Origin of the sequence: Rhizobium binxianense (assembly GCF_028994275.1) — a bacterium.
GTDB lineage: Bacteria > Pseudomonadota > Alphaproteobacteria > Rhizobiales > Rhizobiaceae > Rhizobium > Rhizobium binxianense.
Genome location: NZ_CP118713.1, coordinates 3,798,712 through 3,824,026 on the forward strand (window position 1 = coordinate 3,798,712; position 25,315 = coordinate 3,824,026).

Sequence of the window (25,315 nt, forward strand, 5' to 3'; positions counted from 1 at the left end):
CGTCAGCTGTTGCTGCCGTATTTGACGGCAGTGATCGTCACCATTCCATATTCGGTTGGAATGCGCACATAGACAGGAGCGTATACATTTGCCACCTCCGACTTGGCAAACCAGATTTCCATCCGGTCGCTCTTGCTGAGATAGACGATGTCCTTGCGGCCCTTCTTGTAGCCCGAGCGCGGCACGAAGCGCACGCCGCAGACAACAGCCTTGCCCTTGAAGCCGTTGGTCGAGAAATCCTCGTCGCCCTTCGGCGAGAGCACCAGATCCATACGCGTCTCGCCGTCGAAAATCGGCAGCGTCTGCGAGCAGACCTTGGTGTCGCCGGTGAAGACCAGGCCGGAGATCGGATCGAGCACCGAACGCATATCGCGCGGCGTCACATCGATCCAGTTCTTCGGACGTTTCGGCGGCGGCGTCGTCGTCGCCGAGATGATGTCGCCGTTGCGGTAGCTGACCTCGTAGACGCGGGCCTTCTTGCCGCTCTTGTAATAGAGCGAATATTTCTGCGCCTGCAGCCTATCGTCTCGCACGACGCCGGTGACGCTGGTCTTGGCCGAAATCGTCGTGATGAGGTCGGCAAGACCGGCCGAACTGATGCTGCCGGCGATCTTGTAGCTGTGATCGTCCTCGATCTCGGTCAGGAACGCAGCGCGCGCGATCGGCAGGCCGGCGAGCGTCACCCGGTATTCCGTTCGATGCTGGATTTCGGCGGCTGATGCCGGTATGGCAAGAAGCGCTGTGATGGCCGAAATGAAAATCCGTCTGCCCGAATGAGCCATGAATAAAGCCTTGTCTTGCCGCGCGCCGGCAGCCTTTGCCGAGCGCTCTATACTCCTGCCGTGAAGGGAAGAAAACAGCAGCTTTTTGACAGAATTGCGGGAAAGGCCAAGGTTTGGCTTGACGCGAGCAGCCTGTCTGACTATAGAACCGCAACTTTCCAATCATGCCTGTTGGATTGCGAGCCCGGTTTTGCCGGGAATGGCAATTCGATGGCCCGAGAAAAACAAGAATAGGTGTTCCATGTCCCGCGTGTGCGAATTGACCGGCAAGGCCGTCCTGACTGGTAACAATGTCAGCCATGCCAACAACAAGACCAAGCGCCGGTTCCTGCCGAACCTGTGCCAGGTAACGCTGATCTCAGACGCTCTCAACCAGCGTTATCGTCTTCGCGTTTCGGCTGCTGCTCTTCGCTCCGTCGAGCATCGTGGCGGCCTCGATGCCTTCCTGATCAAGGCAAGCGAAAACGAACTGTCGATGCGCGCGCGCCTGCTGCGCCGCCAGATCGTCAAGAAGACCGCCGAAGCCGCTGCTGCGTAAGCTTCTGCACTTCTTTCATACGGCTTCAAAAGGCTTGCACGGGTAAAACCGGTCAGGCCTTTTGCTTTGCCTGAGCACTCCAACTGGTGGCATCACCCAGGATAAAAAAATGCTGAAGACGCGCTATACCATCGCCTACGTCGCCCTGATGACGCTTGTCGTCGTCGCCTCCAATTTCCTCGTCCAGTTTCCGCTGAACGCTGAAGTCGCCGGCATCAACCTTGCCGACATCCTGACCTGGGGCGCTTTCTCCTATCCGGTCGCCTTCCTGATCACCGACCTGACCAACCGCCAGTTCGGCCCGCAGGCAGCCCGCAAAGTCGTCTTTGCCGGCTTCGTCGTCGGCGTGACGCTGTCCTTCTTCACCTCGGTGCCGCGCATCGCCATCGCCTCCGGCTCGGCCTATCTCGCCGGCCAGCTGCTCGATATCGCCGTGTTCAACCGCCTTCGCCGCCAGGCCTGGTGGCGCGCGCCGCTCGTCGGCTCGCTGATCGGCTCGGCGCTCGATACGGTGATGTTCTTCTCGCTGTCCTTCGCCGCGTTTTTCGTCTTCCTCGGCCCGAACGACCCCTTCGCGCTGGAAGCGGCTCCCGTTCTCGGCGTCTTCGCCACGGAGGCGCCGCGTTGGATTTCCTGGGCGATCGGCGATTTCGCCGTCAAGATGATCGTCGGCTTGGTCATGCTGCTGCCCTATGGCGCGCTGATGAACGTGCTGCGGCCGATGCAGGCCGCTCGCGCCGGCTGAGCAGCAAAAATCACCGACGCCGCCGAACCGCACCGGCGGCGATCGCCGGATGCAGAACTACCTCTGCAGTCAGATCGTCAATCTCTCGCGATGAATCGAGCCGCAACACCGGCGACGTCTGCGTTTCCAGCCATTGCTCATGCGCCGCAAGGCTGCGGCGTTCGGGACCTGATGTATCGTAGCTGGCCGCCCATTCCAGGAATTCGCCGCTTTTCACCTCCATGTCGCCGCCGGGTCCGATTCTGTTGCCGTATCGGACAATCTCCCGCGCACGAATGCGTGCCATCCGAAGCTCCGGCTCGATCCTGAGGAACACGATCAGATCGTAGAGCGGCTCGAGCCGCCTTCCCCATTTCAGCGCCGATCCCGAGAGAACCCAGCCGTCAAGCCGTGCCGTCTCCTCAAGAAGCAGCCGAATGCGCTCGTCGGCATCCCTCGGCATCGTGAACGGCGGATCGGTCGGCAGCCAGAAGAAATCGTCGGTGTCGAGATGGGCGATATCAAGCTTTTCGGCAAGCGCAAGGCCGAGTGATGTCGTGCCGGAACCGGACGCGCCCATGACATGGATATGCACCATGACTTCCCTCCGACAGCGGCTTCACGACAATGGCTCAAAAGGGCCGACTACGGTTCAATCCGATAGCCAAAGCTTGTGACATCAGTCTGACGCAGCCTGCTTCACACTGTCGGAAAGTCGGAATTCCAGCATCAGATTGCGCTGCAGGATCGAATGGTTGTCGTCCGATACCAGGATGATATGGGTCGTCCCGTCGGCGGCCTGGAAAACGTCGAGGCCTTCCATATTGTCGATCTGCGAGTTGAAATTGCCTTCGAGCAGCAATTCGCCGTCGACGACGGCGTCGGGCCTGATATCGACGCCCTTGATGCGCCGAAGGCGCATGCCGATGCCTTCGGCCATATTGAAACGCCGCTCCAGCAGCAACAGGTCGCCGTTCGGCAGGAAGGCGCCGTCGGTGACGTCGAAGCTGCCATCCCGCTCGACCGCGAAACGCCCTTTCAGGGGGCCGCTCAGAATGGCCGCCAGCCGGTTGCCGTCGCTGTCGAGACCGCGTTCGGAGACGATGACCACGCCACCCTTGAGCGGGCTCGATGCCGGCGCCACGGCGATGGTCTCGATACCGCGATTGTCGCTCAGCATCTTCGGCGGGATGAGGATCGGCAGCGTGCCGATCGCGCCCGATTGGGCAAAACCGGGGTCGGGATAGATATCGACGCGATGGCGCTGTTCGAAGGAGACCAGAATGCGGTCACCGTCGAGCGCCAGGCCCTCGGCATCCATATATCCCTTGCCCTCGAAGCTGCGTCCGGCGCTGTTCTTCATCGGCGTGATAACGACATTGGAATGACCGGAAAGCCTGCCTTTGGCGTCGCGCTCGATGCTGCCGGTCAGCCACTGGCCGGTATCGAGCACCACGATAAAATGTTTTTGATCTTGCCGGAAACGGATGGAGGAGAGCGAGCCGAACAGCGCTCTGCTGGAGACCATCTCCAGCCCGCCCAGAAATTCCAGCGATCCGAATTTCGTCTCCGAAGAACCGATCCTGAAATCGGAGATTTGCCGGCTAATGACCGGCACATCGTCGGCAGCCCAGGACGGGCAAGCGCCGGCGACGATGCAGAGGGCAACCAATGCCGCGCGGCGGAGCCGCCGACCGATCATGTTCCTTCCAGCGGCGTCAGCCGGCACGACGAAACCGGCCGCCACGCGGCTGGGTGGATTGATCTTCGAACAGCGAGGCAAGCTGCTCGGTCATCGCGCCGGCGAGCTCGTCCGCATCGACGATCGTCACGGCGCGGCGATAGTAGCGCGTCACGTCGTGACCGATGCCGATTGCCAGCAGCTCCACAGGCGAGCGCGTCTCGATCTGTTCGATGACGGCGCGCAGGTGCCGCTCGAGATAATTGCCCGGATTGACCGACAGCGTCGAATCGTCAACCGGCGCCCCGTCCGAAATCATCATCAGAATGCGGCGTTGCTCACGGCGTGCGAGCAGGCGATTATGCGCCCAGATCAGCGCCTCGCCGTCGATATTTTCCTTGAGCAGGCCCTCGCGCATCATCAGGCCGAGATTGGCGCGTGCGCGGCGCCACGGCGCATCGGCCGACTTGTAGATGATGTGGCGCAGATCGTTGAGGCGGCCCGGCGTCTGCGGCTTGCCGCCGGCAAGCCAGCTTTCGCGCGCCTGCCCGCCCTTCCAGGCCTTGGTGGTGAAGCCGAGAATCTCGACCTTGACGCCGCAGCGCTCCAGCGTGCGGGCGAGAATATCGGCGCAGGTGGCGGCGACGGTGATCGGCCGGCCGCGCATCGAACCGGAATTGTCGATGAGCAGGGTGACGACGGTGTCGCGGAACTGCGTGTCGCGTTCCATCTTGAAGGAAAGCGCCTGCATCGGATCGATGATGATGCGCTGCAGCCGGGCCGGATCGAGATAGCCCTCTTCCAGGTCGAAATCCCAGGAGCGGTTCTGCTGCGCCATCAGGCGGCGCTGCAGCCGGTTGGCGAGGCGGCCGACCGCGCCCTGCAGGTGCGCCAGCTGCTTGTCGAGGAAGGCGCGCAGTCGCTCCAGCTCGGCGGCGTCGCAGAGTTCCTCGGCGGTGGTGATCTCGTCGAACTCTTCGGTATAGACGTGATAGTCGACCTTCTCGTTGAAGTCGGCAAAAGGCGTGTTCGGACGGCGGGTCTCGCCCGGCGTTTCCGAATCGTCCTCGCCCTCTTCCATCATGTCGTCGTCGGAGATTTCGGCGCCTTCGGTCTCGCCGTCCTCCATCTGCTCGTCAGCGACTTCACTGTCCTCGACGGGGGCGGCATCGGTGCCGGCATCCTCGTCGACCTCGTCCTGATCCTGCTCGTCGCCGCTCGGCTGGTCGTCCTGCTCCGACTGGTCGTCATTGTCGGCGTCGCTGTCGTCGTCGCCGTATTCCTCGGCCATTTCCATGGCCGACAGCATGTTGCGGATGACCTTGGCGAAGGCCTGCTGGTCGTTGATCGCGCTCGACAGATTGTCGAGTTCAGCCCCAGCCTTGTCCTCGATGAAGCCGCGCCACAGGTCGAGCACCTTGCCGGCGGAAGCCGGCGGGCGCTGGCCGGTCAGCTTCTCGCGCACCATCATCGCCACGGCTTCGCCGACCGGTGCATCTTCCTGGCGCTCGATGCCGGTGAAATTCGCCTTGGAATATTTCTCTTCCGTCATGGAGCGCAGATTCGACGCCATGCCCTCCATGCGCAGCGCGCCGATCGATTCGACGCGCGCCTGCTCGACGACGTCGAAGATCGCCCGGGCGTCCGAGCCCTGCGGCGCCATCGTCGCATGCACCTTCTCGTCATGGCAGGCAAGGCGCAGCGCCATGGAATCGCCGAGCCCGCGGGTCACCGCCAGCTCATGCGCCGTCGGCCGCTTGGAAAGCTCCGGCAGCCGGATGCGCTCGCCGGTCATCCCCGGCCGTTCATTGGCGAAGGTCACCTCGACATCGCCGTCGCCGGCGATCGAGCGCACGCAGCCCGATATCGCCCGGCGCAATGGCTCGACGTCGACGGGCCCGCCGGGCTTTGCTTTCGAATTGTCACCGCGAGCTGCCATGATCGGTCGGGCCTCAGGCTCCGAGAACGATATTGGCGGCACTTTCCTTCAGCTCGACGCCGAAGGCGCGCTGATAGTGCTCGGCGACCAGCGGGCGCTCCAACTCGTCGCACTTGTTGAGGAAGGTGACGCGGAAGGCGAAGGCGAGATCGCCGAAGATCTCGGCGTTTTCAGCCCAGGTGATGACGGTACGCGGGCTCATCACGGTCGACAGATCGCCGTTCATGAAGGCCGCGCGCGTCAGGTCGGCGACCCGCACCATCTTCGAGACGGTGTCGCGGCCTTCCCTATCCTTGCCGAAGCTCTTCACCTTGGCAGCAACGATATTCACTTCGTGATCGTGCGGCAGGTAGTTCAGCGTCGTCACGATCGACCAGCGGTCCATCTGTGCCTGGTTGATCTGCTGCGTGCCGTGATAGAGGCCGGTGGTGTCGCCGAGACCGATCGTATTGGCGGTCGCAAACAGACGGAAGGCCGGGTGCGGCCGAATGACGCGGCTCTGGTCGAGCAGCGTCAGGCGGCCGGAGGATTCGAGCACGCGCTGGATGACGAACATCACGTCGGGGCGACCGGCATCATATTCGTCGAAAACAAGCGCGACATTGTGCTGATAGGCCCAGGGCAGGATGCCGTCCTTGAATTCGGTAACCTGCAGCCCGTCCTTGACGACGATGGCGTCCTTGCCGACGAGATCGATACGGCTGACATGGCTGTCGAGGTTGATGCGCACGCAGGGCCAGTTAAGGCGCGCCGCCACCTGCTCGATATGCGAGGACTTGCCCGTGCCGTGATAGCCGGAGATCATCACGCGGCGGTTATGGGCAAAGCCTGCGAGAATGGCGAGCGTCGTTTCGCGGTCGAACAGGTAGTCGGGGTCGAGGTCCGGCACATAGGCGTCGCCCTTGCTGTAGGCGGGAACGCGGATGTCGGAATCGATGCCGAAGGCCTCGCGGACCGAAACGGTGGTATCGGGCAGTTCTGATATATCAAGGTCGATCTTGCTCATCATGTCTCCAAGGCGGGTGATGCCACCCGGCCATACTGTCTCGCCATGTCGCAACCGTGACGCCGCGAAGTTATTCCGCGCCCGTCCAGGTCGGAACGTCGGCGATACTTCTCCGGGACTGAAACGAAACCTCGGCGGGATAATGACCGCGTGCGAGCATTCTTGAAAGAGTCCCGGACAAGAAACGCCGCGTCCGGAAGGTCGGCGGAGGCGATGTCGGGAAAACGCACAAAAATGAGCCGCGTTTGCCTGCGGCCTCAGCCGATTTGGACCATACCCGATTGAAGCCCAAGAGCAAGGACGGGAATTAACAAAAACCGTTCTGCTTCAACAATTGATAGGCCTGGATGACGGCGCGGAAACGTTCCTCCGAGCCGCGGTCGCCGCCATTCGCGTCCGGATGGTGCTTCTTCACCAGTTCCTTGTAGCGGCTCTTGATCTCCGCCGAGGTCGCATTGGCGTCGAGACCCATCGTATCGAAGGCCTTGGTTTCCAGCGATTTCAGCTTGCGCGCCTGGGGAAAACGCGGCCCGCTGCCCTTGCCGCCTTCCTTGACGAAACCGAAGGGATCGCGAACGCGCGTATAGGCGCCGGAGCGCACCTCCGAATGCAGCGGACTGTCCTTCGCCGCCTTGTTGACGCCGACGGTCCATGTCGGCCGGTGGCCGGTGATCGCCTCTTTCTGGTAGCGCGCGATCTCGCCGTCGGAAAGACCGGAGAAATAATTGTAGCCCTTGTTGTAGTCCTTGACGTGCTCGAAGCAGAACAAAAAGAACTGGCCTTCCGCATTGCGTCCGACAGGAGCGCGATGCGAGCCTTTCTTGTCGCAGCCGTCCCACTGACAGGTAGGCGGTGCCTGCTCCGGCTCCGGCTCGCGTTTGCGGCGTGTTCGGATGCGATCGAAATATTTTGAATCAAGTCTCATGACGGCGCTAATTATGGGGCTGTCGCGAAGCGACAACAAGAATTGACAAACGGGTTTGTTGCTGGCTTGGTGGGAACCTTTTTCGCGAAGCAGCAAGACTGGATGATGACCCTGCGAACCCGCATCGAAGAAAAGCTAATCGAAGCCTTCGCGCCCGAACGCCTGAGCGTCATCGACGAAAGCCATCTGCATGCCGACCATCAGCCCGATATCACCGGCACTGGCGAAACCCATATGCGGGTGAGGATCGTTTCGGCAAAATTTACCGGCATGTCGCGGCTGGCGCGCCACCGGGCGATCACCGACCTGTTGAAACCGGAACTCGATGCCGGCCTGCATGCGCTGGCCGTCGAACCGGCAGCACCCGGCGACCCGACCCGCTGGTAACGGCACTGGAGCCTATATAGGCATTGGCGGCCCGCGATCCTACAGCGCCGCGCGTCTTTTTCAGACGCGCAAAGGACGCTGCGGCAATTTGAATTACCCGGATCAGGCAGGCTTTGCGCCGTCTTCCCCGGCGGGACGGATGCGCAGCTTGGTGATGCGGTTCTTCTCGCGCTTCATGACGATGAAGCGTTTGCCATAAAAGGTGAAGGCTTGGCGCTCTTCCGGGATGGTCATCGATTCATGGATGACGAGGCCAGCAATCGTCGTCGCCTCCTCGTCGGGCAAGTTCCAGTCGAGCGCCCGGTTCAGGTCGCGGATCGGCACGCCGCCGTCGACGACGACCGAACCGTCGGCCTCCTGGCGCACGCCCTGCATCTCGATATCGTGCTCGTCGGAAATATCGCCGACGATTTCCTCGAGGATATCCTCCAGCGTGACGATGCCCTGCACTTCGCCATATTCGTCGACGACAACGGCGAAATGCTGCTTGCGCCTGAGGAAGGCGTTCAGCTGATCCTCGAGGTTGGTGCTGTCGGGCACGAACCACGGCTTCTGCGCGATCTTCACGATGTCGAGGTTCTGCGGCTCCATGTTCGGCTCGGCAAGCGCCCGCAGCAGATCCTTGGCGTGCACGACGCCGATGATGTTGTCGATCGTGCCGCGCCACAACGGCATGCGCGTATAGGGGCTTTCGAGAATGGCGCGCACCACCGCTTCGGGCGGATCGTCAGCGTTGATCGCCCGCATCGCCGTGCGATGGACCATGATGTCGGAGAGTTCAAGCTCGCCGAGATCGAGCACGCCGCCGAGGCGGTCGCGGTCGGCCTTCACCACCGATCCCTCGCGGTGCAAGAGGTCGACGGCGCCGCGCAGCTCCTCATGTGCCGTCAGCATCGACATCTCCCGCGAAAGGTTGATGCCGAACAACGCAAGGATCCGGCGCACGATCGCGTTGACGAAGGAGGAAATCGGGCCGACGACGAGGACGAAAAGCCTGGCCGGAAATGCGACGGCGAGCGCGAAGCGCTCAGGCCTCGAAATCGCCCAGCTCTTCGGCAGCACTTCGGCGAAGATGACCAGGATGACGGTCATCGCCAGCGTCGCCAGGGCCACGCCGGAACTGCCGAACAGCCCGAGGAACAGGCTGGTGGCGATCGAGGATGAGAGGATGTTGGCGAGATTGTTGCCGATGAGCAGCGCGCCGATCAGCCGGTCGCGCCGCTCGATCAGCTGCCGGACAAGGCCGGCGCGTTCGTCGCCGTTCACCTCAAGCGTATGGATGCGGCTGCGCGAAACGGCGGTCAGAGCGGTCTCGGAGCCGGAAAAGAAGGCGGACATCAGCACGAGCGCCGTGATCGAAAGGATCTCCGGCCAATATGTCGCGAGAAATACCAGCGCGCCTTCAATCGTCGTCAAGGATGTTTTTCCCGGAGAAAGCTGATTACTTCGGAAGCCGGAACGTCATCGGCGACGAAGGACTGGCCGATGCCGCGCGTCAGGATGAAGGTGAGCTTGCCGCTCTTGACCTTCTTGTCCTGCGCGATCGCGTCCATCAGCGTTTCGGCCGGCGGCAACTCGCCCGGAATGTCCGCCATCCGGGTCGGCAAGCCGACCGCCTTCAGGTGCTGCTCGACGCGCCGCGCATCGTCGGGGCTTGCCAGGTTCATCCGTGCGGAGAATTCATGCGCCAGCACCATGCCGATCGACACGCCCTCGCCATGCACGAGGCGGGAGCTGTCATAGGCGGTCGCCGCTTCCAGCGCGTGACCGAAAGTATGGCCGAGATTGAGCAGCGCCCGCTGGCCGTTCTCGCGCTCGTCGGCAACGACGACATCGGCCTTCGCCTGGCAGCTATTGGCAATCGCCTCGATGCGTGCCGAGCCGCCTGCAAAAACCGCTTTCCAGTTGGTTTCCAGCCAGGCGAAAAAATCCGGCTTGTCGATCAGCCCGTATTTCGCGACCTCGGCGTACCCGGCGCGGAATTCGCGCTCGCTCAGCGTATTCAGCACATCCGTATCGGCCAGAACCAGGTCCGGCTGATGGAAGACGCCGATCAGGTTCTTGCCGTGGCGGGAATTGATGCCGGTCTTGCCGCCGACGGAGGAATCGACCTGCGACAGCAGCGAGGTCGGCACCTGCACGAAGCGCACGCCGCGCCTGATGATGCCGGCCGCAAATCCCGAAAGATCGCCGATGACGCCGCCGCCGAGCGCGATGACGTAATCGTTACGCTCGACGCGGGCTTCCAGCACCTTGTCGCAGGCGGTGATCAGATGTTCGAAGCTCTTGGTCTTTTCGCCGGCCGGCAGCACGACCGCGGCCGAGACGATGCCCGCTTCCTCCAGGCTTGCGACGAGGGCCTCGAGATAGAGCGGAGCGACATTTTCGTCGGTGATGACAGCCGCCTTGCGGCCCTTGAGGCGGGAAGCGATCTCGACGCCGGCCCGTGCGATCAGCCCCGGCCCGATCAGGATATCGTAGGCGCGCTCGCCGAGCGGCACATGCACCGTCTGGACGTCGGAGGTTATCGCATTCATGACGCTGCACTTTCTTTCTGAGCTTCGATCACGGCCATCAGCACCTCGTCGGCCATGATTTCCTTGCGCACGTCGCGTGAGAGCACGGTGAGGTCTGCCTGCGCATAGATCGGATAACGGGCATTCATCAGGTTTTCGAGCGTCTGCTTTGGATTTTCGGTCTTCAGCAGCGGCCGCGTGTCGCGCTTGTTGACCCGGTCCCAGAGCACGTCGAGATCGGCCTTCAGCCAGACGGAAAGGCCGCCCTTCTTGATGCGTCTGCGCGTCCGCTCGTTGATGAAGGCGCCGCCGCCGGTGGAGACGACGCGCGGCCCACTTTTCAGCAGCCGTTTAACCACCCGCGTTTCCAGCGCCCGGAACTCTTCCTCGCCATAGGCGGCGAAAAGTTCGGGGATCGTCATGCGCGACACCCGCTCGATCTCGAGATCGCTGTCGATGAAAGGAATGCCGAGCTGGCTGGCGACGATGCGGCCGACGGAGGATTTGCCGGCGCCCATCAGACCGACAAGGATCAGATTGCGTGAACCGAGCGCGGCGCGAGCTCTGTCTTTCAGGCTGTCAGCAACGGTCAGCAGTGGTTCACTCATCGGTCCATTCACACTTTGTTTGCAAACCGTATCGACAAATGCAGATGGAGCGTCAAGTCGCGAACAAGGGAATCATGGCTTGAATACCGCTTCTTGCACTTGCAGATACGCTTCTTATAACAGAAGCAGCGCATTAAGGAGTTGCCGGATGCCGACCCTGTTCCGTTTTCTGTTCTTCTGCGCGATCCTCGCCGGGACGGTCTACGGAGCCATGTGGGCGCTGGTGACCTTCGTCGAGCCGCAGCAGCGCGACGTGACGATCCGCATTCCGTCCGAACGGGTCAATCCGCCTGCGACGGGCGCGATCAATCCGGCCAGGAAGTGAGCGGCATGAGAGATCTCGGTCACGTCCATGTGGAATCCTTCCTGGAGATGATGAGCGCCGAGCGCGGTGCTGCCGCCAACACGCTGCAATCCTATGAGCGCGACCTCGACGATGTCAGCTCCTTCCTGAAGGATCGCAGCATACGACTGACCGAAGCCGCCTCCGCCGATCTGGCCGCCTATCTCGCCTCACTCGCCCGAAAGGGCTTCAAACCCTCGTCCCAGGCGCGCCGGCTTGCCGCCATGCGGCAGTTCTACAAGTTCCTCTACGCCGAGGGCCTGAGGACCGACGACCCCACCGGCATTCTCGATGCGCCGAAGAAGGGCCGCCCGCTGCCGAAGACGATGGGAGTGGAGGAAGTCGGCCGGCTGCTTGCGCAGGCGGAGGCCGAGGCGGAGGATGCGGCTCCGGGCCAGCTGCAGCGCTTGCGCATGCTGGCGCTGCTGGAGCTGCTTTATGCCACCGGCATGCGTGTCAGCGAACTGGTTTCACTTCCTGCCCGCGTACTCGACCAGGAAGGCCGCTTCCTGATGATCCGCGGCAAGGGCAACAAGGAGCGGCTGGTGCCGCTGTCGCAATCGGCAATATCAGCGCTCAAATCCTACGGGCGCCTGTTGGCGGCGGAAAATGCAGCAATGAAAGATCCGCAGGAAAGCCCATGGCTGTTTCCCGCCGCCTCGAAGGAGGGCTACCTGCCGCGCCAGGTGTTCGCCCGCGATCTGAAGAACCTGGCGATCCGCGCCGGCCTGACGCCGTCGATGATCTCGCCGCATGTCATGCGCCACGCCTTTGCCAGCCACCTGCTTGCCAACGGCGCCGATCTGCGTGTCGTCCAGGAACTGCTCGGCCATTCGGACATTTCGACCACGCAGATCTACACGCATGTCCTCGAAGAGAGGCTGCAGCAACTCGTCCAGACGCATCACCCCCTTGCCAAACAGGCGAAAAAGCACGAATAGGACCGGCGACAAGGGGCGGAGCCAGGAAAACGCCCCGTGGCACAAGGAACGGAAACGCACCTCATGCACAATTATCTCGACTTCGAAAAGCCGATCTCCGACCTCGAAGGCAAGATCATCGAGCTGAAGAAGCTCGCAACGGAAGACGAGAGCATCGACACCACCGATGAGATCGGCCGGCTGGAGGTTCGCGTCCGCGAGGCGATCGTCGAAATCTATTCCAAGCTCAATCCCTGGCAGAAGACCCAGGTCGCCCGCCATCCGCAGCGCCCGCATTTCGTCGACTACGCCAAGACGCTGTTCCAGGAATTCACGCCGCTCGCCGGCGACCGCAAATTTTCCGAGGATGCCGCGATCCAGGCGGGCCTTGCCCGCTTTCGCGGCCAGCCGGTCGCCGTCATTGGCCAGGAAAAGGGCAACGACACCAAGAGCCGCATCAAGCACAATTTTGGCAGCCCCCGTCCGGAAGGCTACCGCAAGGCGATCCGCATCCTCGAGATGGCCGATCGTTTCGGCCTGCCGGTGATTTCGCTGGTGGATACGGCGGGTGCCTATCCCGGCGTCGGTGCCGAAGAGCGCGGCCAGGCCGAGGCGATCGCCCGCTCGACGGAAATGTGCCTCGGCGTCAAGGTTCCGCTCGTTTCCGTCGTCATCGGCGAAGGCGGCTCTGGCGGCGCGATCGCGATCGCCACCGGCAACAAGGTCTATATGCTCGAGCATTCGATCTACAGCGTCATCTCGCCGGAAGGGGCCGCCTCCATCCTCTGGCGCGATTCCACCCGTGCCCGCGAGGCGGCAACCAACATGAAGATCACCGCCGAAGATCTGAAATCCCTCGGCGTCATCGATGGCATCATCTCCGAGCCGCTCGGCGGCGCGCATCGCGATCCGGACAGCGTCATCGCCGCGACCGGCGACATGATTGCCAATGCGCTCGGCGAAATGGCGTCTCGTTCCGGCGAGCAGCTGCGCAACGAGCGGCGTCAGAAATTCCTCAATATCGGCCGCAACCTCTAAGACAAGTTGGGCTTTTCATCGATTGGGGCCAAATCTTGGCCACATTGGTGTTATCTGTAACATTCGCGCTTGCGGGGATGTTCGGGGCAAGTCATAGGCTGGTAAGGTTTTATAAAGTATAAACCGCCTATGATTCCTTCCAATGCCCGAACTCCATAGGCGGACCGGGTCGCACTATCTTTATGGGCTAGTTTGGATGCGCATACGTCATTTTGCCTATGTTTCCCTCATGGCGCTGGCTCTCACCGGCTGCAATGACGCGTTGGAAACTGCGCAGGTCGATCTTTCCCAGGTCAAGAACAAGGTCGAGCAGCCGCTTCCCGCCCATATCCTCACCGCCATGGCCGCCAAGGGCATGGACCGCAATTCGCCGATCATGATTCGCATCTTCAAGGAAGAAGGTGCCATGGAGATCTGGAAAGCGAAGACCGACAACCGTTTCGACAAGATCGCCGATTACAAGATCTGCGCCTGGTCCGGCCGTCTCGGTCCGAAGGTAAAGACCGGCGACCGGCAGGCGCCGGAAGGTTTCTACGAGCTGACACGCGCCAACCTGAACCCCAACTCGAAATATTATCTGGCGATCAACACCGGCTTCCCGAACCGCTACGACGCGGCCAACGGCCGCACCGGCTCCGATCTGATGATCCATGGCGCCTGCTCGTCCTCCGGCTGCTATTCGATGACCGACCAGCAGGTGCTGGAGATCTATGCCTTCGCCCGCGACGCTTTCAAGGGCGGCCAGGCGACGGTGCAACTGCAGGCCTTCCCCTTCCGCATGACCGCGGAAAACATGGTCAAGCATCGCCTCGACGACAATTACGACTTCTGGAAGATGCTGAAGGTCGGCTACGACAATTTCGAAGTGACGAAACGCCCGCCCGAGGTGAACGTCTGCGAGAAGAAATACGTCTTCAACCAGCAGGTTACCGATGGCGGCGCCTTCAATGCCGCCAGCAAATGCCCTGCGATGTCGACGCCGCCGGCGCTGACGGCAGCCCTTGCCTCCTATGGCAAGACTTATGATGCCGACTATGCCAAGGCGATGAGCAAATTCGACGGCATGGCCTGGTACGACCCGTCCGAAGCCGAGCGCAAGGCGGTGGTCGCCAAGACCCGCAAGGGCCGCGAACTCGCTTATGCCCCGACCGGCACCTCGCTCGAAGCCGGCCGCATGGTTAAGGTTGCCGAACTCGAAGACCTGATGGCCAAGCGCACCGCGCAGGGCCTCGCCGCCAAGACCGCGCCTGGCGCCACGCCGGCAGCACCTGCCGGGCCGCAGGCAATCTCTGCCCAGCCGCAGGCAACCGCCATCGCTGCCGCGACACCCGCGGTCGTGCCGATACCGACGCAGAACCCGCTGGCCTTTACCGCGCCCGAACCGCAGGAAACGGCGGAAGCCGCGGCAAAGAAGCCGTTCTGGAAATTCTGGGCGCGGAACTGAACGGCTTGCCCCCCGTTCTCTACGATCTCAGCGGCCTGAAATGCCCATTGCCGGTGATCAAGACGCGCAAGAAGCTTGCCGCCATGGCAAGCGGTGCCCTCATTCGCGTCGACACCACCGATCCGCTGGCTGTGATCGACATGCCGCATTTCTGCAATGAGGACGGCCACGAACTGGTCGAAACCGAAAAGACCGAAAACGGCCACCGCTTCCTGATCCGCAAGCGCTAATCCCGGAACCGCTGCACACTTTCCGGCGACATGCGTTAAATTCGTAATCCCGGAATAGCGAGCGGATTGTCGGACAGCGCCGCACGATCGGGCCTGTCGATGCGCGGCTTGCCGAGAAAGGCGTCGAACAGATCCTTCACGAAAGCTTCCGGCAGATCGCGGGTGATCAGCACCATGCGCGTGCGCCGGTCTTGCGGATCCGGCCAGGCGGGAAGCCGCACCGGCGGATGGAAGATGCTCTGGACGCCATGCAGCACCAGTGGTCGTTCCGGCCGGTCGGAGACGGAAACGATCGCTTTCATTCTCAAAAGCTTCTCGCCATGGGCCGAACGCAGGAGATCGATGAACATGTCGAGCGCCATCGGGTCGATCGGCTTCTCCTCGATGATCGAGAAAGAGCGGATCGAGGCATCGTGACGATTGACGTCGTGCGCGTCCTGGTGCGCATGACCGTGATGATGATGGTGGTGACCATGGTGATCCCCATCATGATCGCCGTCATGATCATCATCGTGATGATCATGCGCCTCGTGCGCGTCCTCGTCCTGCAGCCAGCGGCCGACATCGGCGATCTTCGTCGCCGGATCGTAGAGCCCGTTGACCAGCACTCCGGCGCTGCCGGCATCGGTGCTGTCGGCATCCATCATCGCGGCGCGCGGATTGAGCGCCCGCAGCCGCTTTTCCAAAGCATCGGTTCCATCCGTCCCGCCGGCCAATGATTTTTTCGAGACGATCAGCCGGTCGGCGACCGCCGCCTGCTTGCGGGCTTCCTCGTGATTGTCGAGCGTCTGCAGCCCGTTTACCGCATCGACGACCGTTACGACGCCGTCGAGCTCGAAATTCGTGGCAATGATGGGATTGCCCATGATCGCCTGCATGACCGGGGCAGGGTCGGCAAGGCCGGTGGTTTCGATGACGACGCGCTTCACCGGCTTAACGCGGCCGGTCTGCACCGCGTCCATCAGGTTCGCCAGCGTATCCACAAGTTCGCCGCGCACGGTGCAACACAGGCACCCGTCCGACAGCTCGATGATCGAATCGCCGGAGCTTTCGACCAGCAAATGATCGATGCCGACATCGCCGAATTCGTTGATGATGACGGCCGCATCCTTCATGACAGGATCTTTGAGAATGCGGTTGAGCAGCGTCGATTTGCCGGCGCCGAGAAAGCCGGTCAGGATGGTGACCGGAATCCTGTCGTTGAGCGCGCTCATCTCATTTGACCTTAAAAGCTCATCTTAAAAAGATGTCGGGCGCGGCATCGGCACCGGCACGTTGGCGAGTGCTCCAGCCGCATCGCCGGCCGCCACCTTTTCCGGCTGCTGAGCCGGCTGCGGATCCTGCCCGGGAATGAGGCCGGCAAAGACGAAACGCGGATCGTGGTCCATTTCCAGAATATAGGGCGACTGCACTCTCATGCGGCCGACCTCGTCTCGCGTTTCGCTGCGTATTTTTGCGCCCTTGGCGCTGCAGATATCGGCGGTGATGTCGGTAACCTGGTCCTGTCCCGGCCCGTAGGGCTTTAGCGACCCCAGCGTGTCGTTGCCGGGAAACTGGCTGGTGAAGCCCTTCTGCAAGAGGTTCGCCGTCGCATCGGCGCGCGCCGCAAGGCTGTCGGTGCCGAGCACGACGGAGACCAGCGTGCGGCCGTTGCGCGTCGCCGAACCGATCTGGTTGAAGCCGGAGGCGCAGATGAAGCCGGTCTTCATGCCGTCGGCGCCGGCGAAACGGCCGATCAGCATGTTGAGGCTCGGCACGTTCTGCTGACCGGTGGTGAAACCTTCCAGCGCGAAATAGCTGGCATATTGCGGAAAATCGCGGCGCAGCGCCACCGTCAGCACCGCAAGATCGCGCGCTGTCGTATACTGCCCCTTGCCCGGCAGGCCGTTCGGATTGACGAAATGCGAATCCGTCATGCCGAGCTTCAGCGCCTCGCCGTTCATCCGCGTCACGAAGCCTTCCTGCGTACCGCCGATGGCTTCCGCGACCGCCACCGCGATGTCGTTGGCCGACTTCACCATCAGGATCTTCAGCGCGCTGTCGAGCGTCAGCTTCTGGCCCGGCTTGAAATACATCTTGGCCGCCGGCTGCGCGGCGGCGCGCTTGCTCATGACGATAGGCGTATCCAGGCTGATCTGACCGGCGCGGATCGCATCGAACACGGTATAGACGGTCATCAGCTTGGTCAGCGAGGCCGGATACCATTTGCGGAAGGCTTCCTCGTGCTCGAGCACGCGGCCGGTCTGCACGTCGACGAGAATATGCGGATTGGCCTGAGCGAGCGGAATAGAGGCAAGGAAACCGGCAGTCGCGGCGACCGCGAAACTAAACGGCCGCAAAACGGCAAACAAACGGAAGTGGCTCGTCGACACGGTTCGTCCTTCGGATATTAGGAAAATCTCGAAACCTTCACCTATCTAGCCTATATGGCTAGGACATGGCAAAGGTCATTGACGAAGTAATTTCGCCTCACACTCCAGCTTCACACCGTTGTGATGCGATGAACGATTGTCGGGATTTCATAACAGGAACGCGAATATGCCGATTTTGAACAGAGCCGCGGAATTGCAGGACGAAGTTGCCGAATGGCGCCGCCACATCCACGCCCGGCCCGAACTCCTCTTCGCGGTGGAAAACACGGCCGCCTTCGTCGCTGAAAAGCTGAAGGAATTCGGCGTCGACGAGATCGTCACCGGCATCGGCCGCACCGGCGTCGTCGGCCTGATCAGGGGCAAGGGCGAAGGCCGCCGCACCGTCGGCCTGCGCGCCGACATGGATGCCTTGCCGCTGACCGAGATCACCGGCAAGCCCTGGGCTTCGAAGACACCGGGCAAGATGCACGCCTGCGGCCATGACGGCCATACTGCCATGCTGCTTGGCGCCGCGAAATACCTGGCCGAGACCCGCAACTTCAACGGCAATGTCGCCGTCATCTTCCAGCCCGCCGAAGAAGGCGGCGGCGGCGGCAACCTGATGGTCAAGGACGGCATGATGGAGCGCTTCGACATCGAAGAGGTCTACGGCATGCACAATCTGCCGGGCCTGCCCGTCGGACAGTTCGCCATCCGCAAGGGCGCGATCATGGCGGCAACCGACGAGTTCACCGTTACCATCAAGGGCCGCGGCGGCCACGCCGCCCAGCCGCACCGGACGATCGACCCGATCGCCATCGGCGCCCAGATCGTCGCCAACCTGCAGATGATCGCCTCGCGCACCGCCGATCCGATCAGCTCGGTCGTTGTCTCGGTGACCAAGTTCAATGCCGGTTTCGCCCATAACGTCATTCCGAACGATGCGACTTTCGCCGGCACCGTCCGCACCCTCGACGCCGAGGTGCGCACGCTCGCCGAGACACGCTTCCGGCAGATCGTCGAGGGACTGGTGGCAGCGCATGGCGCCGAGGCCGAGATCAGCTTCCATCGCAACTATCCCGTCACCGTCAACCACCCCGATGAGACCGAGCATGCTGTCGCCACCGCCAGCGCCATTGCCGGCGAGGCCAACGTCAACGCCGAGATCGATCCGATGATGGGCGGCGAGGATTTTTCCTACATGCTGAACGCCCGCCCCGGCGCCTTCATCTTCATCGGCAACGGCGACAGCGCCGGCCTCCACAACCCGGCCTACGACTTCAACGACGAAGCCATCGCCCACGGCATCTCCTACTGGGTCCGCCTCGCCGAACAACGCCTCGGCGCCTAGCAACAATTAAGGCTTGGCTTCACGCCAAGCCTTTTGTATGCATGGCATCAAGTGGTCCCGTAGCTCAGCAGGATAGAGCACCAGATTCCTAATCTGGGGGTCACGCGTTCGAATCGCGTCGGGATCACCATAAATTTCAATTATTTACGACCACACAATCCATTTCGCATCTTGCATTCGTGTTGCAAGCGCTTCCCTTGACATCCAGGCATTTCAACGAGGTAGCGGCAAATCCATGCAACATGCTGCGCAACACCTTCACCGCCATCCTAGCTCTGCTCAAGTAGCCCGCCCACTAGACACCCAGCGAACGTCCATGTGGCCGCCTAACGCTCAGACGCCTCGACTAATGGCCTGGCTATAGTCCTACCGCCTTTCGCAGCGTCTCGTTTATCCGGCTTTGCCAGCCTTCGCCTTTCGCCTTGAAGGCATCGACGACTTCCGGATCAAGCCGAATGCTCACGGCGACCTTAGGGTTATCGGACTTTGGCCGGCCGCCCAAGTTCTTCCTGATGGATTCGGCCGACTCAGGAAGAGCTTCGCTGAAGGGTTTAAGGCCGGCGATCTGCTCGTCGGTCAGTTCTGGGTTGTCCGGGTCGGATGCGATCATCTTCTGGATTTCAGCCTCTTCCTTAGGGGTTAAAGGCCGTTTCGAGGAATACTTGATAGTCATCATGCTTTCCTTTCCTTCGAGCTTGCGGGCCGCATAGAGATTACCGAGATGGCCTCGGAGCCAAGGGGGCGGAAGATCACAGCGATGATCATTGCCCGTTCAACTCTCCGATGGTTCTGTAGCGGTCGCCCTTTGCCGGTCCGACCTTGGAGTCGAGGAAAAACTCAAGCGATAGTTCAGCGAAGTCCAAGCCATGCTTGGCGATGTTGGTTTGGCGCTTCAGTTCATCCCAAGTGATCTTCATAGATTTTGTATATACGAAAACATATGTGCCTCACAAGGGGTTTCTGCATATACGGAAACTAGTCATAATAACCGGCTTCATTTCGGCTGACATCGATTTCTCTTCCGATCGCCTTGTGCCTTCAAGGATCCCTTGGCTGTGAACATCCCCATTCAGGATGCATTGTGCCGCCTTCCTTCGATGCCACGCCAGCCTTTGAATAAACCGTTGCATGCAGTGGCACGCCCCTTGCACTGTTAACAATATGCCATCCCATCGGGAGTATTGTGTAATGGAATGGGACACTTCGATCGAATTCGATCCAGTCATTCTTCTCTTTGAGGACCCCGACAGATTTTTCTCCGTCAGGACGGCCGTGGGGGCCGCCAACGCGCTCATGTACGAGTTCCCGTGCGACGACGGTAAGGAGTTCCTTGCTGCTATTGAAATCTGTCTGGACGTCGTGAAGGGCAACGCTGAACCTGAGCAACTGAGGGCGGCGATTATTCGCGCCGCGGATGAAGCTGGCGTAACGGCCATCTCCGTTCTTCATTGAGCTAGCAGAGCATCTCGCAGCGGCCGCTTGCTTCAAGTCGTCTGCTTCCCCGCATGCGGCGGGAGGAATGACGGATCTCGTCTTAAGATGGGCAGCAGGGCGCCTGACCTCCCGTATTGGCTCATGACACCTGACGATAGGCTCGTCGTCCGCGCCCAACGCGTCGTGCCCCCAATCCCAGCAGCACCGTCACGACCCACCCACCGGCAAAACCAATCGCGCCCCAGACAAGACCGGCGAAACTGACAGGAACACCAGGCACGAAATCCCGCCAGGTATTGGCAAAAACGACGTCATCGGCATTGCCCAGCAACAGCACGAAGGGCTTGGCGACGGGGGTGGCGGTGCCGAGTTTCAGTTGCTGCGACAGCAGCGATTCGTAGCGGGTGATGGTGCTCTGCATCGAGACGCCGCGGTCGCGCAGGAAATCGTCGGAGGATTGGGCATAGGCGGTCAGCGCCTGCTGGCGATCGAGATGATGGTCGGCCGCTTGCCGGTTGAAATCCTCGACGATGACCCGCAATTCGTCGACCGCCCCGCCGATCCGCTGGCGGTATTGCTGGGCAAATTCCGGCGCCTGCGAAAACACCGTGCCGCCGGCAAGCCCGGCGACGATGGCGATGATCCTTGCAATCGGTCCCATGAGCGGTGCCTCCGTCTTTCCCCAGCGCTAACGATCCGCGGCCGCAAAGGTTTCTTCGTCGACACAATCGGTAACTCTATGTGATTGAACCGACAGCGCTTCCGGCGAGTTGATCCCAGGACTAACTCAGAACAGGACCAACTCAGAAAGAGAGGCTCGTCATGAAACAGTTCATCCTCGCCTGTACGCTCGCTGCGGCGTCCGTCTTTTCCGCAATGCCGTCAGAGGCGGCAAGTGTCACCATCACCACGGACAATGCACGCCCCTATTACGGCGATTCGGAACGCCCCTATTACCGCCACCGTCCGTATAACCGCCACTATGGGATGTCGCAGCGCGTGTCGCGTGATTGCTTCACCAAAACGGAGAAGATCCGCCGCCATGGCCATACGGTCGTCAAGGAAACCCGGATCTGCCGATGAGGCAACCTATACAGGATAGCCCTGCTGATTCAATCGGCCGGGCTTTTACCTGACCTTGCCATGAGGAACTTCGCAAGTTTAGCCGCGTTTATCGCGAAGAAACAGGAGTATTCATCATGCGTATCAAGATGACTCTTTTGGCCATCGGCTATATTGCCATCAGCGCCGTGCTGCTCACCATCGCCTACCATCCGCAGGGGTCGGGCGCCATGCAGAAGACGGATCGTCTGGCCGGCTCGTCCTTCCTCGTCGAACGCTTCGCTGGTTGATCAACGGGCAGCCTCACAGGCGACGACATCGATATATTCGTGATGGCAGCCCCGGAGCGGCCGCAGTCTGATTAATGCGTGCCGTCGAGCGACGATCCGCCGAGCAGGATGCGATTCTGCACCGAATGCACACCCTCGACGGCCTTGGCGACCGCAGTCGCCCGTTCGATCTCACCGACCGTGCCGACGGTGCCCGTCAGAACCACCTGATCTTCGTCCATCGTCACCTCGACATCCGCCGCATCGATACCGCCGGCGATCGCCAGCGCATTGGCGACAGCCGACTCGAGCAACGCGCGGTTGGCGATTTCCGTTTCTATTTCCGGTTCGAGCCCGTGAAATGTCTGTTCCTTGAAAACCATGATCCGTTTCTCCGTGAATCTGCCGAGGAAACGCCGACCGGTGCGGTTTGGTTCAACGCTACCACTGCACGCGATAGCGAAGGTTGACGCTGCCGGCCTCATCCGGTGAAAACGGATTGTTCACCGAGGCATCGAGGTTGAGGTTCGGCAGGATGGCCTGGTTGACCCCCACCGTCGTCGAGAAGTCGCCGCCGACATTGCTGACGCCTGTGCCCGCCGACAGCGAGGTTCCCGTCCAGGGATAGATCAGCTTCAGCGCCTGCGACGCCGTCACCGAGGCCTGCCTGGTATCGACCGCGTCAAATTGGACACTGATGGACCGGCTCGATTGCATGTCGAGTGAATCGGACAGGATCCAGCTGCGTGAACGGCTGAGGGTCAGCGCGCCGCTGCCGCGCAGCGTATCGACACTGACTTTCGCGCCCCGCTGCGATTGGCCTGCCGGCGTGACACTCGTCCTGACGATCCGGCCCCAGAGCATGGCCTGACCGGAATCGGGCAGCAATGCTCCGCCTTTGGTCGTGGCGAGCCCGATATCGGCGCCGGCGCTGGTTTCCCATTCCGCGGGCAGGCGAAAACCCATCGTCGCCTTGTAGGACCGGTCGGAAAGTTTTGCCGGCGACCAGATCAGCAGATCATCCGCCCTCGCAGCAGCAGTGAGCGACGGCAGGATCGACAAAAGAATGCAGGCTATTTTGAATATCGTCATGACATAAGAACGTGTTTTGATGTGACGTGGCTGCAGCAGCCAAAACCGAAGCGGCCGCGCACATAAAGCGCTCGTAGCGAACGCGATGAGGAATAACGGCCAAGCCGCTCATCCCGGTTTCATCCTCGATTTAATGTTTGCCGGAAGGCCGGCGGCACCGAGTGCCTGGGCGCCGCAGCACCCCGAATTGCCCATGCGGCCATCACCGACCGCCCGCGAAGCTCGATTCCTCGAGCAATGTCATAAGGGTCACATCCGCCGGCTGTTCTGTAAACCCCTCAGCGGTAGAAATCTGCTGCACCGCACACTTGCCGCCCCTTACAAAGCCTAGTAGAGCCTGAGCCTACGAGAGAAATTTTTCGCGAAATTGCATATGATGACCGGCAAAACCGCGCCGCGGCGCCTTAGCATCTTCGGCTCGACCGGTTCGATCGGCCGGAACACGCTCAATGTCGTCGATCATCTGGGTGGGCGGGAGAACTTCGAAATTTCCGTGCTGACCGGCAACGGCAACGTCGAATTGCTGGCCCGGCAGGCCAAATTATCAGGCGCGCGGCTGGCGGTGACGGCAAATGACCGGCATTACCAATCACTGAAGACCGAACTTTCCGGCAGCGGCATCGCGGTTGCCTCGGGTAAATCCGGCCTGATGGAAGCGGCCGAGCGCGAAGCCGACTGGGTGATGGCGGCAATCGTCGGCACCGCGGGCCTGGCGCCAACACTTGCAGCTGCGCGCCGCGGCGCCGATATCGCCCTTGCCAACAAGGAATGCCTGGTCTCGGCCGGCGATCTCTTCATCGCAGCCGTCCGCCAAGGCGGCGGCCGGCTGCTCCCCGTCGACAGCGAGCACAATGCAATTTTCCAGGTGCTGGAAGAGAACCAGCGCCACGCCATCGAGCGCATCATCCTCACGGCATCAGGCGGCCCCTTCCGCACCGCCTCGCTCAAAGAGATGGCGGATGTGACGGTGGAAACCGCGCGCGCCCACCCCAACTGGTCGATGGGATTGAAAATCTCGATCGACAGCGCCTCGATGTTCAACAAGGCGCTGGAAATGATCGAAGCCCGGCATCTGTTCGGCCTGACGCCCGAACAGATCGAAGTCATCTTCCATCCGCAATCGATCATCCATTCCATGGTCGGCTATACCGACGGGTCGGTGCTGGCCCAGCTCGGCGCGCCCGACATGCGCACGGCCATCGGCTATGCCCTGTCCTTTCCGCGCCGGCCGAACCTGCCGATCGAGCGGCTGGATTTCGCCAAGCTCGCCAGGCTGGATTTCGAGGCGCCGGACGAGGTGCGGTTTCCGGCGCTGCGGCTGGCGCGCCTGGCGATGACGCGCGGCGGCGTTCAGGGCGCCGTGTTGAACGGAGCCAAGGAAGTGGCGCTCGAAGCCTTCATCGAAGGGCGGCTGCCCTTCCTCGCCATGGCCGAAATCACCGAGAGGGTCATGGACGATCTGGCCGGCCTGCCGCCGGCAGCCGATATGGACGATGTCTTCGCCGCCGACAGGCAGGCGCGGCAAAGGGCGGCGGAGCTCATGACACTGGCGATCGCCGAGTGAAGTTGACGGCCGCTATTATCGCAACCGGTTCCCGCCCTCGTCGAACAATCTGCAATCCAACGGTTCAAACAGCAGGCTCACCTGCTCGCCCGCCGCAATACTGATCGGTGACCGATGCTCGACGGTCAGCGACTGGCCATCGGCAAGCTGGCAATAGAGATATTGCGTTCCCCCGAGATACTCCGAAAAATCGACCCTGGCCGTCAGGCTGCCCGACGGCACGGATGCCACCTTCAGATGCTCCGGCCGCAGACCGAGCGTCACCGCGGCGCCCACCGGCCTGTCTGCCGGCGGCAGGCCGCTTTCGATGCGTCGGCCGGCGACCTCCACCAGGGCGCCCTCACCCCAACGGGCATTCAACAAGTTCATCCTCGGCGAGCCGATGAAACCCGCCACAAAGGTATTGGCGGGATCCTCGTAGATCTGCCGCGGCGTTCCGGCCTGTTCGACGCGGCCGTCGCGCAGCACGACGATCTTGTCGGCGAGCGTCATCGCCTCCGTCTGGTCGTGGGTGACATAGATCATCGTGTTGCCGAGCTCGCGGTGAAGGCGGGCGATCTCGATGCGCATCGACACGCGCAGTTCCGCATCGAGATTGGACAGCGGTTCGTCGAACAGGAAGACATCGGGCTTGCGCACGATCGCCCGGCCGATCGCCACACGCTGCCGCTGGCCGCCGGAAAGCTGGCCCGGCCGGCGGTCGAGAAGATGGTCGATCTTCAGGATGGCGGACGCGGCCTTCACCCGCGTCTCTATCTCGGCGGCATTGGTGCGCGCCATCTTCAGCCCGAAGGCCAGGTTGTCGCGCACGCTCATATGCGGATAGAGCGCGTAGGACTGGAAGACCATGGCGATGCCCCGCTCGGACGGATCGAGATCGGTGACAATCCGTCCCTTGATCTCGACCTCGCCGTCGGTCACGTCCTCAAGGCCGGCGATCATGCGAAGAAGCGTCGATTTTCCGCAGCCGGACGGGCCGACGAAGACGACGAATTCACCCTCCTCGATCGTCAGGTCGATGCCGTGGACCACCTGCAGATTGCCATAGCTTTTTCGCACGTCCTGGAGCACGACGCTCTTGTTAGCCATACCGTTCGTCATCCCCAAACGA

At 61.6% G+C, this 25,315-nt stretch carries 29 protein-coding genes, 1 tRNA gene and 1 pseudogene; 14 read left to right on the forward strand and 17 right to left on the reverse strand.

Features of this window, described 5'->3' with window-relative positions:
* Positions 1 to 2 precede the first annotated feature (2 nt).
* A complete protein-coding gene (locus PO860_RS18610) occupies positions 3 to 782 on the reverse strand; it encodes a DUF3108 domain-containing protein (protein ID WP_183608702.1) in 780 nt (259 codons plus the stop codon).
* A gap of 241 nt (positions 783 to 1,023) precedes the next feature.
* On the opposite strand from PO860_RS18610, the gene rpmB reads away from it, so the two are divergent.
* Positions 1,024 to 1,320 carry a 50S ribosomal protein L28 gene (gene rpmB / locus PO860_RS18615; RefSeq protein WP_008527777.1) on the forward strand — a complete coding sequence of 99 codons (297 nt, stop codon included), beginning with the start codon at positions 1,024 to 1,026 and terminating at the stop codon, positions 1,318 to 1,320.
* Between the two features lie 109 nt (positions 1,321 to 1,429).
* A complete protein-coding gene (locus tag PO860_RS18620; RefSeq protein WP_183608701.1) occupies positions 1,430 to 2,065 on the forward strand; it encodes a VUT family protein in 636 nt (211 codons plus the stop codon).
* 10 nt (positions 2,066 to 2,075) lie between these two features.
* Here the strand turns inward: PO860_RS18620 and PO860_RS18625 are convergent, their stop codons facing one another.
* The 5 genes from PO860_RS18625 to PO860_RS18645 all read right to left on the reverse strand — a co-directional run bounded on the left by PO860_RS18625 (position 2,076) and on the right by PO860_RS18645 (position 7,595).
* Complete coding sequence (locus tag PO860_RS18625) at positions 2,076 to 2,642, reverse strand: ATP-binding protein (protein ID WP_273884509.1); 567 nt, start codon at positions 2,640 to 2,642, stop codon at positions 2,076 to 2,078.
* Between the two features lie 81 nt (positions 2,643 to 2,723).
* The gene (locus PO860_RS18630; protein WP_273884507.1) at positions 2,724 to 3,746 is read right to left on the reverse strand and encodes an esterase-like activity of phytase family protein; all 1,023 of its coding nucleotides are present in this window, start codon (positions 3,744 to 3,746) and stop codon (positions 2,724 to 2,726) included.
* Positions 3,747 to 3,762: 16 nt separating this feature from the next.
* Positions 3,763 to 5,664 (reverse strand): cobaltochelatase subunit CobT, encoded by a 1,902-nt coding sequence (gene cobT / locus PO860_RS18635; protein WP_273884506.1) that lies wholly within the window; start codon positions 5,662 to 5,664, stop codon positions 3,763 to 3,765.
* A gap of 13 nt (positions 5,665 to 5,677) precedes the next feature.
* Positions 5,678 to 6,670 carry a cobaltochelatase subunit CobS gene (gene cobS / locus PO860_RS18640; RefSeq protein WP_097618060.1) on the reverse strand — a complete coding sequence of 331 codons (993 nt, stop codon included), beginning with the start codon at positions 6,668 to 6,670 and terminating at the stop codon, positions 5,678 to 5,680.
* Between the two features lie 307 nt (positions 6,671 to 6,977).
* A complete protein-coding gene (locus tag PO860_RS18645) occupies positions 6,978 to 7,595 on the reverse strand; it encodes a J domain-containing protein (RefSeq protein ID WP_183608697.1) in 618 nt (205 codons plus the stop codon).
* A 102-nt stretch (positions 7,596 to 7,697) separates the two neighbouring features.
* On the opposite strand from PO860_RS18645, the gene PO860_RS18650 reads away from it, so the two are divergent.
* Positions 7,698 to 7,982 (forward strand): BolA family protein, encoded by a 285-nt coding sequence (locus PO860_RS18650; protein ID WP_273884505.1) that lies wholly within the window; start codon positions 7,698 to 7,700, stop codon positions 7,980 to 7,982.
* A gap of 102 nt (positions 7,983 to 8,084) precedes the next feature.
* Here the strand turns inward: PO860_RS18650 and PO860_RS18655 are convergent, their stop codons facing one another.
* The 3 genes from PO860_RS18655 to PO860_RS18665 are packed head-to-tail and all read right to left on the reverse strand — an operon-like array spanning position 8,085 to position 11,106.
* Positions 8,085 to 9,398 (reverse strand): HlyC/CorC family transporter, encoded by a 1,314-nt coding sequence (locus tag PO860_RS18655; RefSeq protein WP_183608696.1) that lies wholly within the window; start codon positions 9,396 to 9,398, stop codon positions 8,085 to 8,087.
* Positions 9,395 to 10,519: a 3-dehydroquinate synthase gene (gene aroB / locus PO860_RS18660; RefSeq protein ID WP_183608695.1), complete on the reverse strand. Its 1,125-nt coding sequence runs from the start codon at positions 10,517 to 10,519 to the stop codon at positions 9,395 to 9,397. The genes PO860_RS18655 and aroB overlap by 4 nt, the downstream gene beginning before the upstream one ends.
* Positions 10,516 to 11,106, reverse strand: coding sequence for a shikimate kinase (locus tag PO860_RS18665; protein WP_183608694.1), 591 nt, complete (start codon positions 11,104 to 11,106; stop codon positions 10,516 to 10,518). The genes aroB and PO860_RS18665 overlap by 4 nt, the downstream gene beginning before the upstream one ends.
* A 148-nt stretch (positions 11,107 to 11,254) precedes the next feature.
* On the opposite strand from PO860_RS18665, the gene PO860_RS18670 reads away from it, so the two are divergent.
* The 5 genes from PO860_RS18670 to PO860_RS18690 all read left to right on the forward strand — a co-directional run bounded on the left by PO860_RS18670 (position 11,255) and on the right by PO860_RS18690 (position 15,081).
* Positions 11,255 to 11,431, forward strand: coding sequence for a hypothetical protein (locus PO860_RS18670; RefSeq protein ID WP_275032752.1), 177 nt, complete (start codon positions 11,255 to 11,257; stop codon positions 11,429 to 11,431).
* Positions 11,432 to 11,436: 5 nt separating this feature from the next.
* The gene (gene xerD / locus PO860_RS18675; protein ID WP_183608692.1) at positions 11,437 to 12,390 is read left to right on the forward strand and encodes a site-specific tyrosine recombinase XerD; all 954 of its coding nucleotides are present in this window, start codon (positions 11,437 to 11,439) and stop codon (positions 12,388 to 12,390) included.
* 63 nt (positions 12,391 to 12,453) lie between these two features.
* Complete coding sequence (locus tag PO860_RS18680) at positions 12,454 to 13,407, forward strand: acetyl-CoA carboxylase carboxyltransferase subunit alpha (RefSeq protein WP_097618053.1); 954 nt, start codon at positions 12,454 to 12,456, stop codon at positions 13,405 to 13,407.
* A gap of 196 nt (positions 13,408 to 13,603) precedes the next feature.
* On the forward strand, positions 13,604 to 14,851 hold the full coding sequence (locus PO860_RS18685) for a L,D-transpeptidase family protein (RefSeq protein ID WP_273884504.1): 1,248 nt from the start codon (positions 13,604 to 13,606) through the stop codon (positions 14,849 to 14,851).
* 5 nt (positions 14,852 to 14,856) lie between these two features.
* A complete protein-coding gene (locus PO860_RS18690) occupies positions 14,857 to 15,081 on the forward strand; it encodes a sulfurtransferase TusA family protein (RefSeq protein ID WP_273884503.1) in 225 nt (74 codons plus the stop codon).
* A gap of 35 nt (positions 15,082 to 15,116) precedes the next feature.
* On the opposite strand, the gene PO860_RS18695 is transcribed toward PO860_RS18690, so the two are convergent.
* Both PO860_RS18695 and PO860_RS18700 read right to left on the reverse strand, forming a co-directional pair.
* Entirely contained in the window at positions 15,117 to 16,295 is a 1,179-nt protein-coding gene (locus tag PO860_RS18695; RefSeq protein ID WP_183608689.1) for a CobW family GTP-binding protein, read from the reverse strand.
* Between the two features lie 24 nt (positions 16,296 to 16,319).
* Positions 16,320 to 17,453 carry a D-alanyl-D-alanine carboxypeptidase family protein gene (locus PO860_RS18700; protein ID WP_273881455.1) on the reverse strand — a complete coding sequence of 378 codons (1,134 nt, stop codon included), beginning with the start codon at positions 17,451 to 17,453 and terminating at the stop codon, positions 16,320 to 16,322.
* Between the two features lie 166 nt (positions 17,454 to 17,619).
* Between PO860_RS18700 and PO860_RS18705 the strand changes: the two genes are divergently transcribed.
* Positions 17,620 to 18,783, forward strand: a complete 1,164-nt coding sequence (locus tag PO860_RS18705; protein WP_183608687.1) for a M20 aminoacylase family protein — start codon at positions 17,620 to 17,622, stop codon at positions 18,781 to 18,783.
* A gap of 53 nt (positions 18,784 to 18,836) precedes the next feature.
* Positions 18,837 to 18,913, forward strand: a tRNA-Arg gene (locus PO860_RS18710).
* A 228-nt stretch (positions 18,914 to 19,141) separates the two neighbouring features.
* Here the strand turns inward: PO860_RS18710 and PO860_RS18715 are convergent.
* Positions 19,142 to 19,456, reverse strand: a complete 315-nt coding sequence (locus PO860_RS18715; RefSeq protein WP_273884526.1) for a BrnA antitoxin family protein — start codon at positions 19,454 to 19,456, stop codon at positions 19,142 to 19,144.
* Positions 19,456 to 19,700: pseudogene (locus PO860_RS18720) on the reverse strand (BrnT family toxin). The gene PO860_RS18715 and the pseudogene PO860_RS18720 overlap by 1 nt, the downstream one beginning before the upstream one ends.
* Positions 19,701 to 19,971: 271 nt before the next feature.
* Here PO860_RS18720 and PO860_RS18725 point away from each other — a divergent pair.
* On the forward strand, positions 19,972 to 20,235 hold the full coding sequence (locus PO860_RS18725) for a DUF982 domain-containing protein (protein ID WP_183608686.1): 264 nt from the start codon (positions 19,972 to 19,974) through the stop codon (positions 20,233 to 20,235).
* 121 nt (positions 20,236 to 20,356) lie between these two features.
* Here PO860_RS18725 and PO860_RS18730 read toward each other — a convergent pair whose 3' ends face one another.
* Positions 20,357 to 20,878: a DUF2937 family protein gene (locus PO860_RS18730; protein WP_273884501.1), complete on the reverse strand. Its 522-nt coding sequence runs from the start codon at positions 20,876 to 20,878 to the stop codon at positions 20,357 to 20,359.
* A 161-nt stretch (positions 20,879 to 21,039) separates the two neighbouring features.
* On the opposite strand from PO860_RS18730, the gene PO860_RS18735 reads away from it, so the two are divergent.
* Both PO860_RS18735 and PO860_RS18740 read left to right on the forward strand, forming a co-directional pair.
* Positions 21,040 to 21,300, forward strand: coding sequence for a hypothetical protein (locus PO860_RS18735; RefSeq protein ID WP_272783645.1), 261 nt, complete (start codon positions 21,040 to 21,042; stop codon positions 21,298 to 21,300).
* A gap of 116 nt (positions 21,301 to 21,416) precedes the next feature.
* Positions 21,417 to 21,569 carry a hypothetical protein gene (locus PO860_RS18740; RefSeq protein WP_183608683.1) on the forward strand — a complete coding sequence of 51 codons (153 nt, stop codon included), beginning with the start codon at positions 21,417 to 21,419 and terminating at the stop codon, positions 21,567 to 21,569.
* 71 nt (positions 21,570 to 21,640) lie between these two features.
* On the opposite strand, the gene PO860_RS18745 is transcribed toward PO860_RS18740, so the two are convergent.
* The gene (locus PO860_RS18745) at positions 21,641 to 21,931 is read right to left on the reverse strand and encodes a BON domain-containing protein (protein ID WP_183608682.1); all 291 of its coding nucleotides are present in this window, start codon (positions 21,929 to 21,931) and stop codon (positions 21,641 to 21,643) included.
* A gap of 58 nt (positions 21,932 to 21,989) precedes the next feature.
* Positions 21,990 to 22,640 (reverse strand): hypothetical protein, encoded by a 651-nt coding sequence (locus tag PO860_RS18750; protein WP_183608681.1) that lies wholly within the window; start codon positions 22,638 to 22,640, stop codon positions 21,990 to 21,992.
* Positions 22,641 to 23,013: 373 nt separating this feature from the next.
* Between PO860_RS18750 and dxr the strand changes: the two genes are divergently transcribed.
* Positions 23,014 to 24,204 (forward strand): 1-deoxy-D-xylulose-5-phosphate reductoisomerase, encoded by a 1,191-nt coding sequence (gene dxr, locus PO860_RS18755; RefSeq protein ID WP_273884500.1) that lies wholly within the window; start codon positions 23,014 to 23,016, stop codon positions 24,202 to 24,204.
* A 15-nt stretch (positions 24,205 to 24,219) separates the two neighbouring features.
* On the opposite strand, the gene PO860_RS18760 is transcribed toward dxr, so the two are convergent.
* Positions 24,220 to 25,293, reverse strand: coding sequence for an ABC transporter ATP-binding protein (locus PO860_RS18760; protein WP_273881450.1), 1,074 nt, complete (start codon positions 25,291 to 25,293; stop codon positions 24,220 to 24,222).
* Between the last annotated feature and the right edge of the window lie 22 nt (positions 25,294 to 25,315).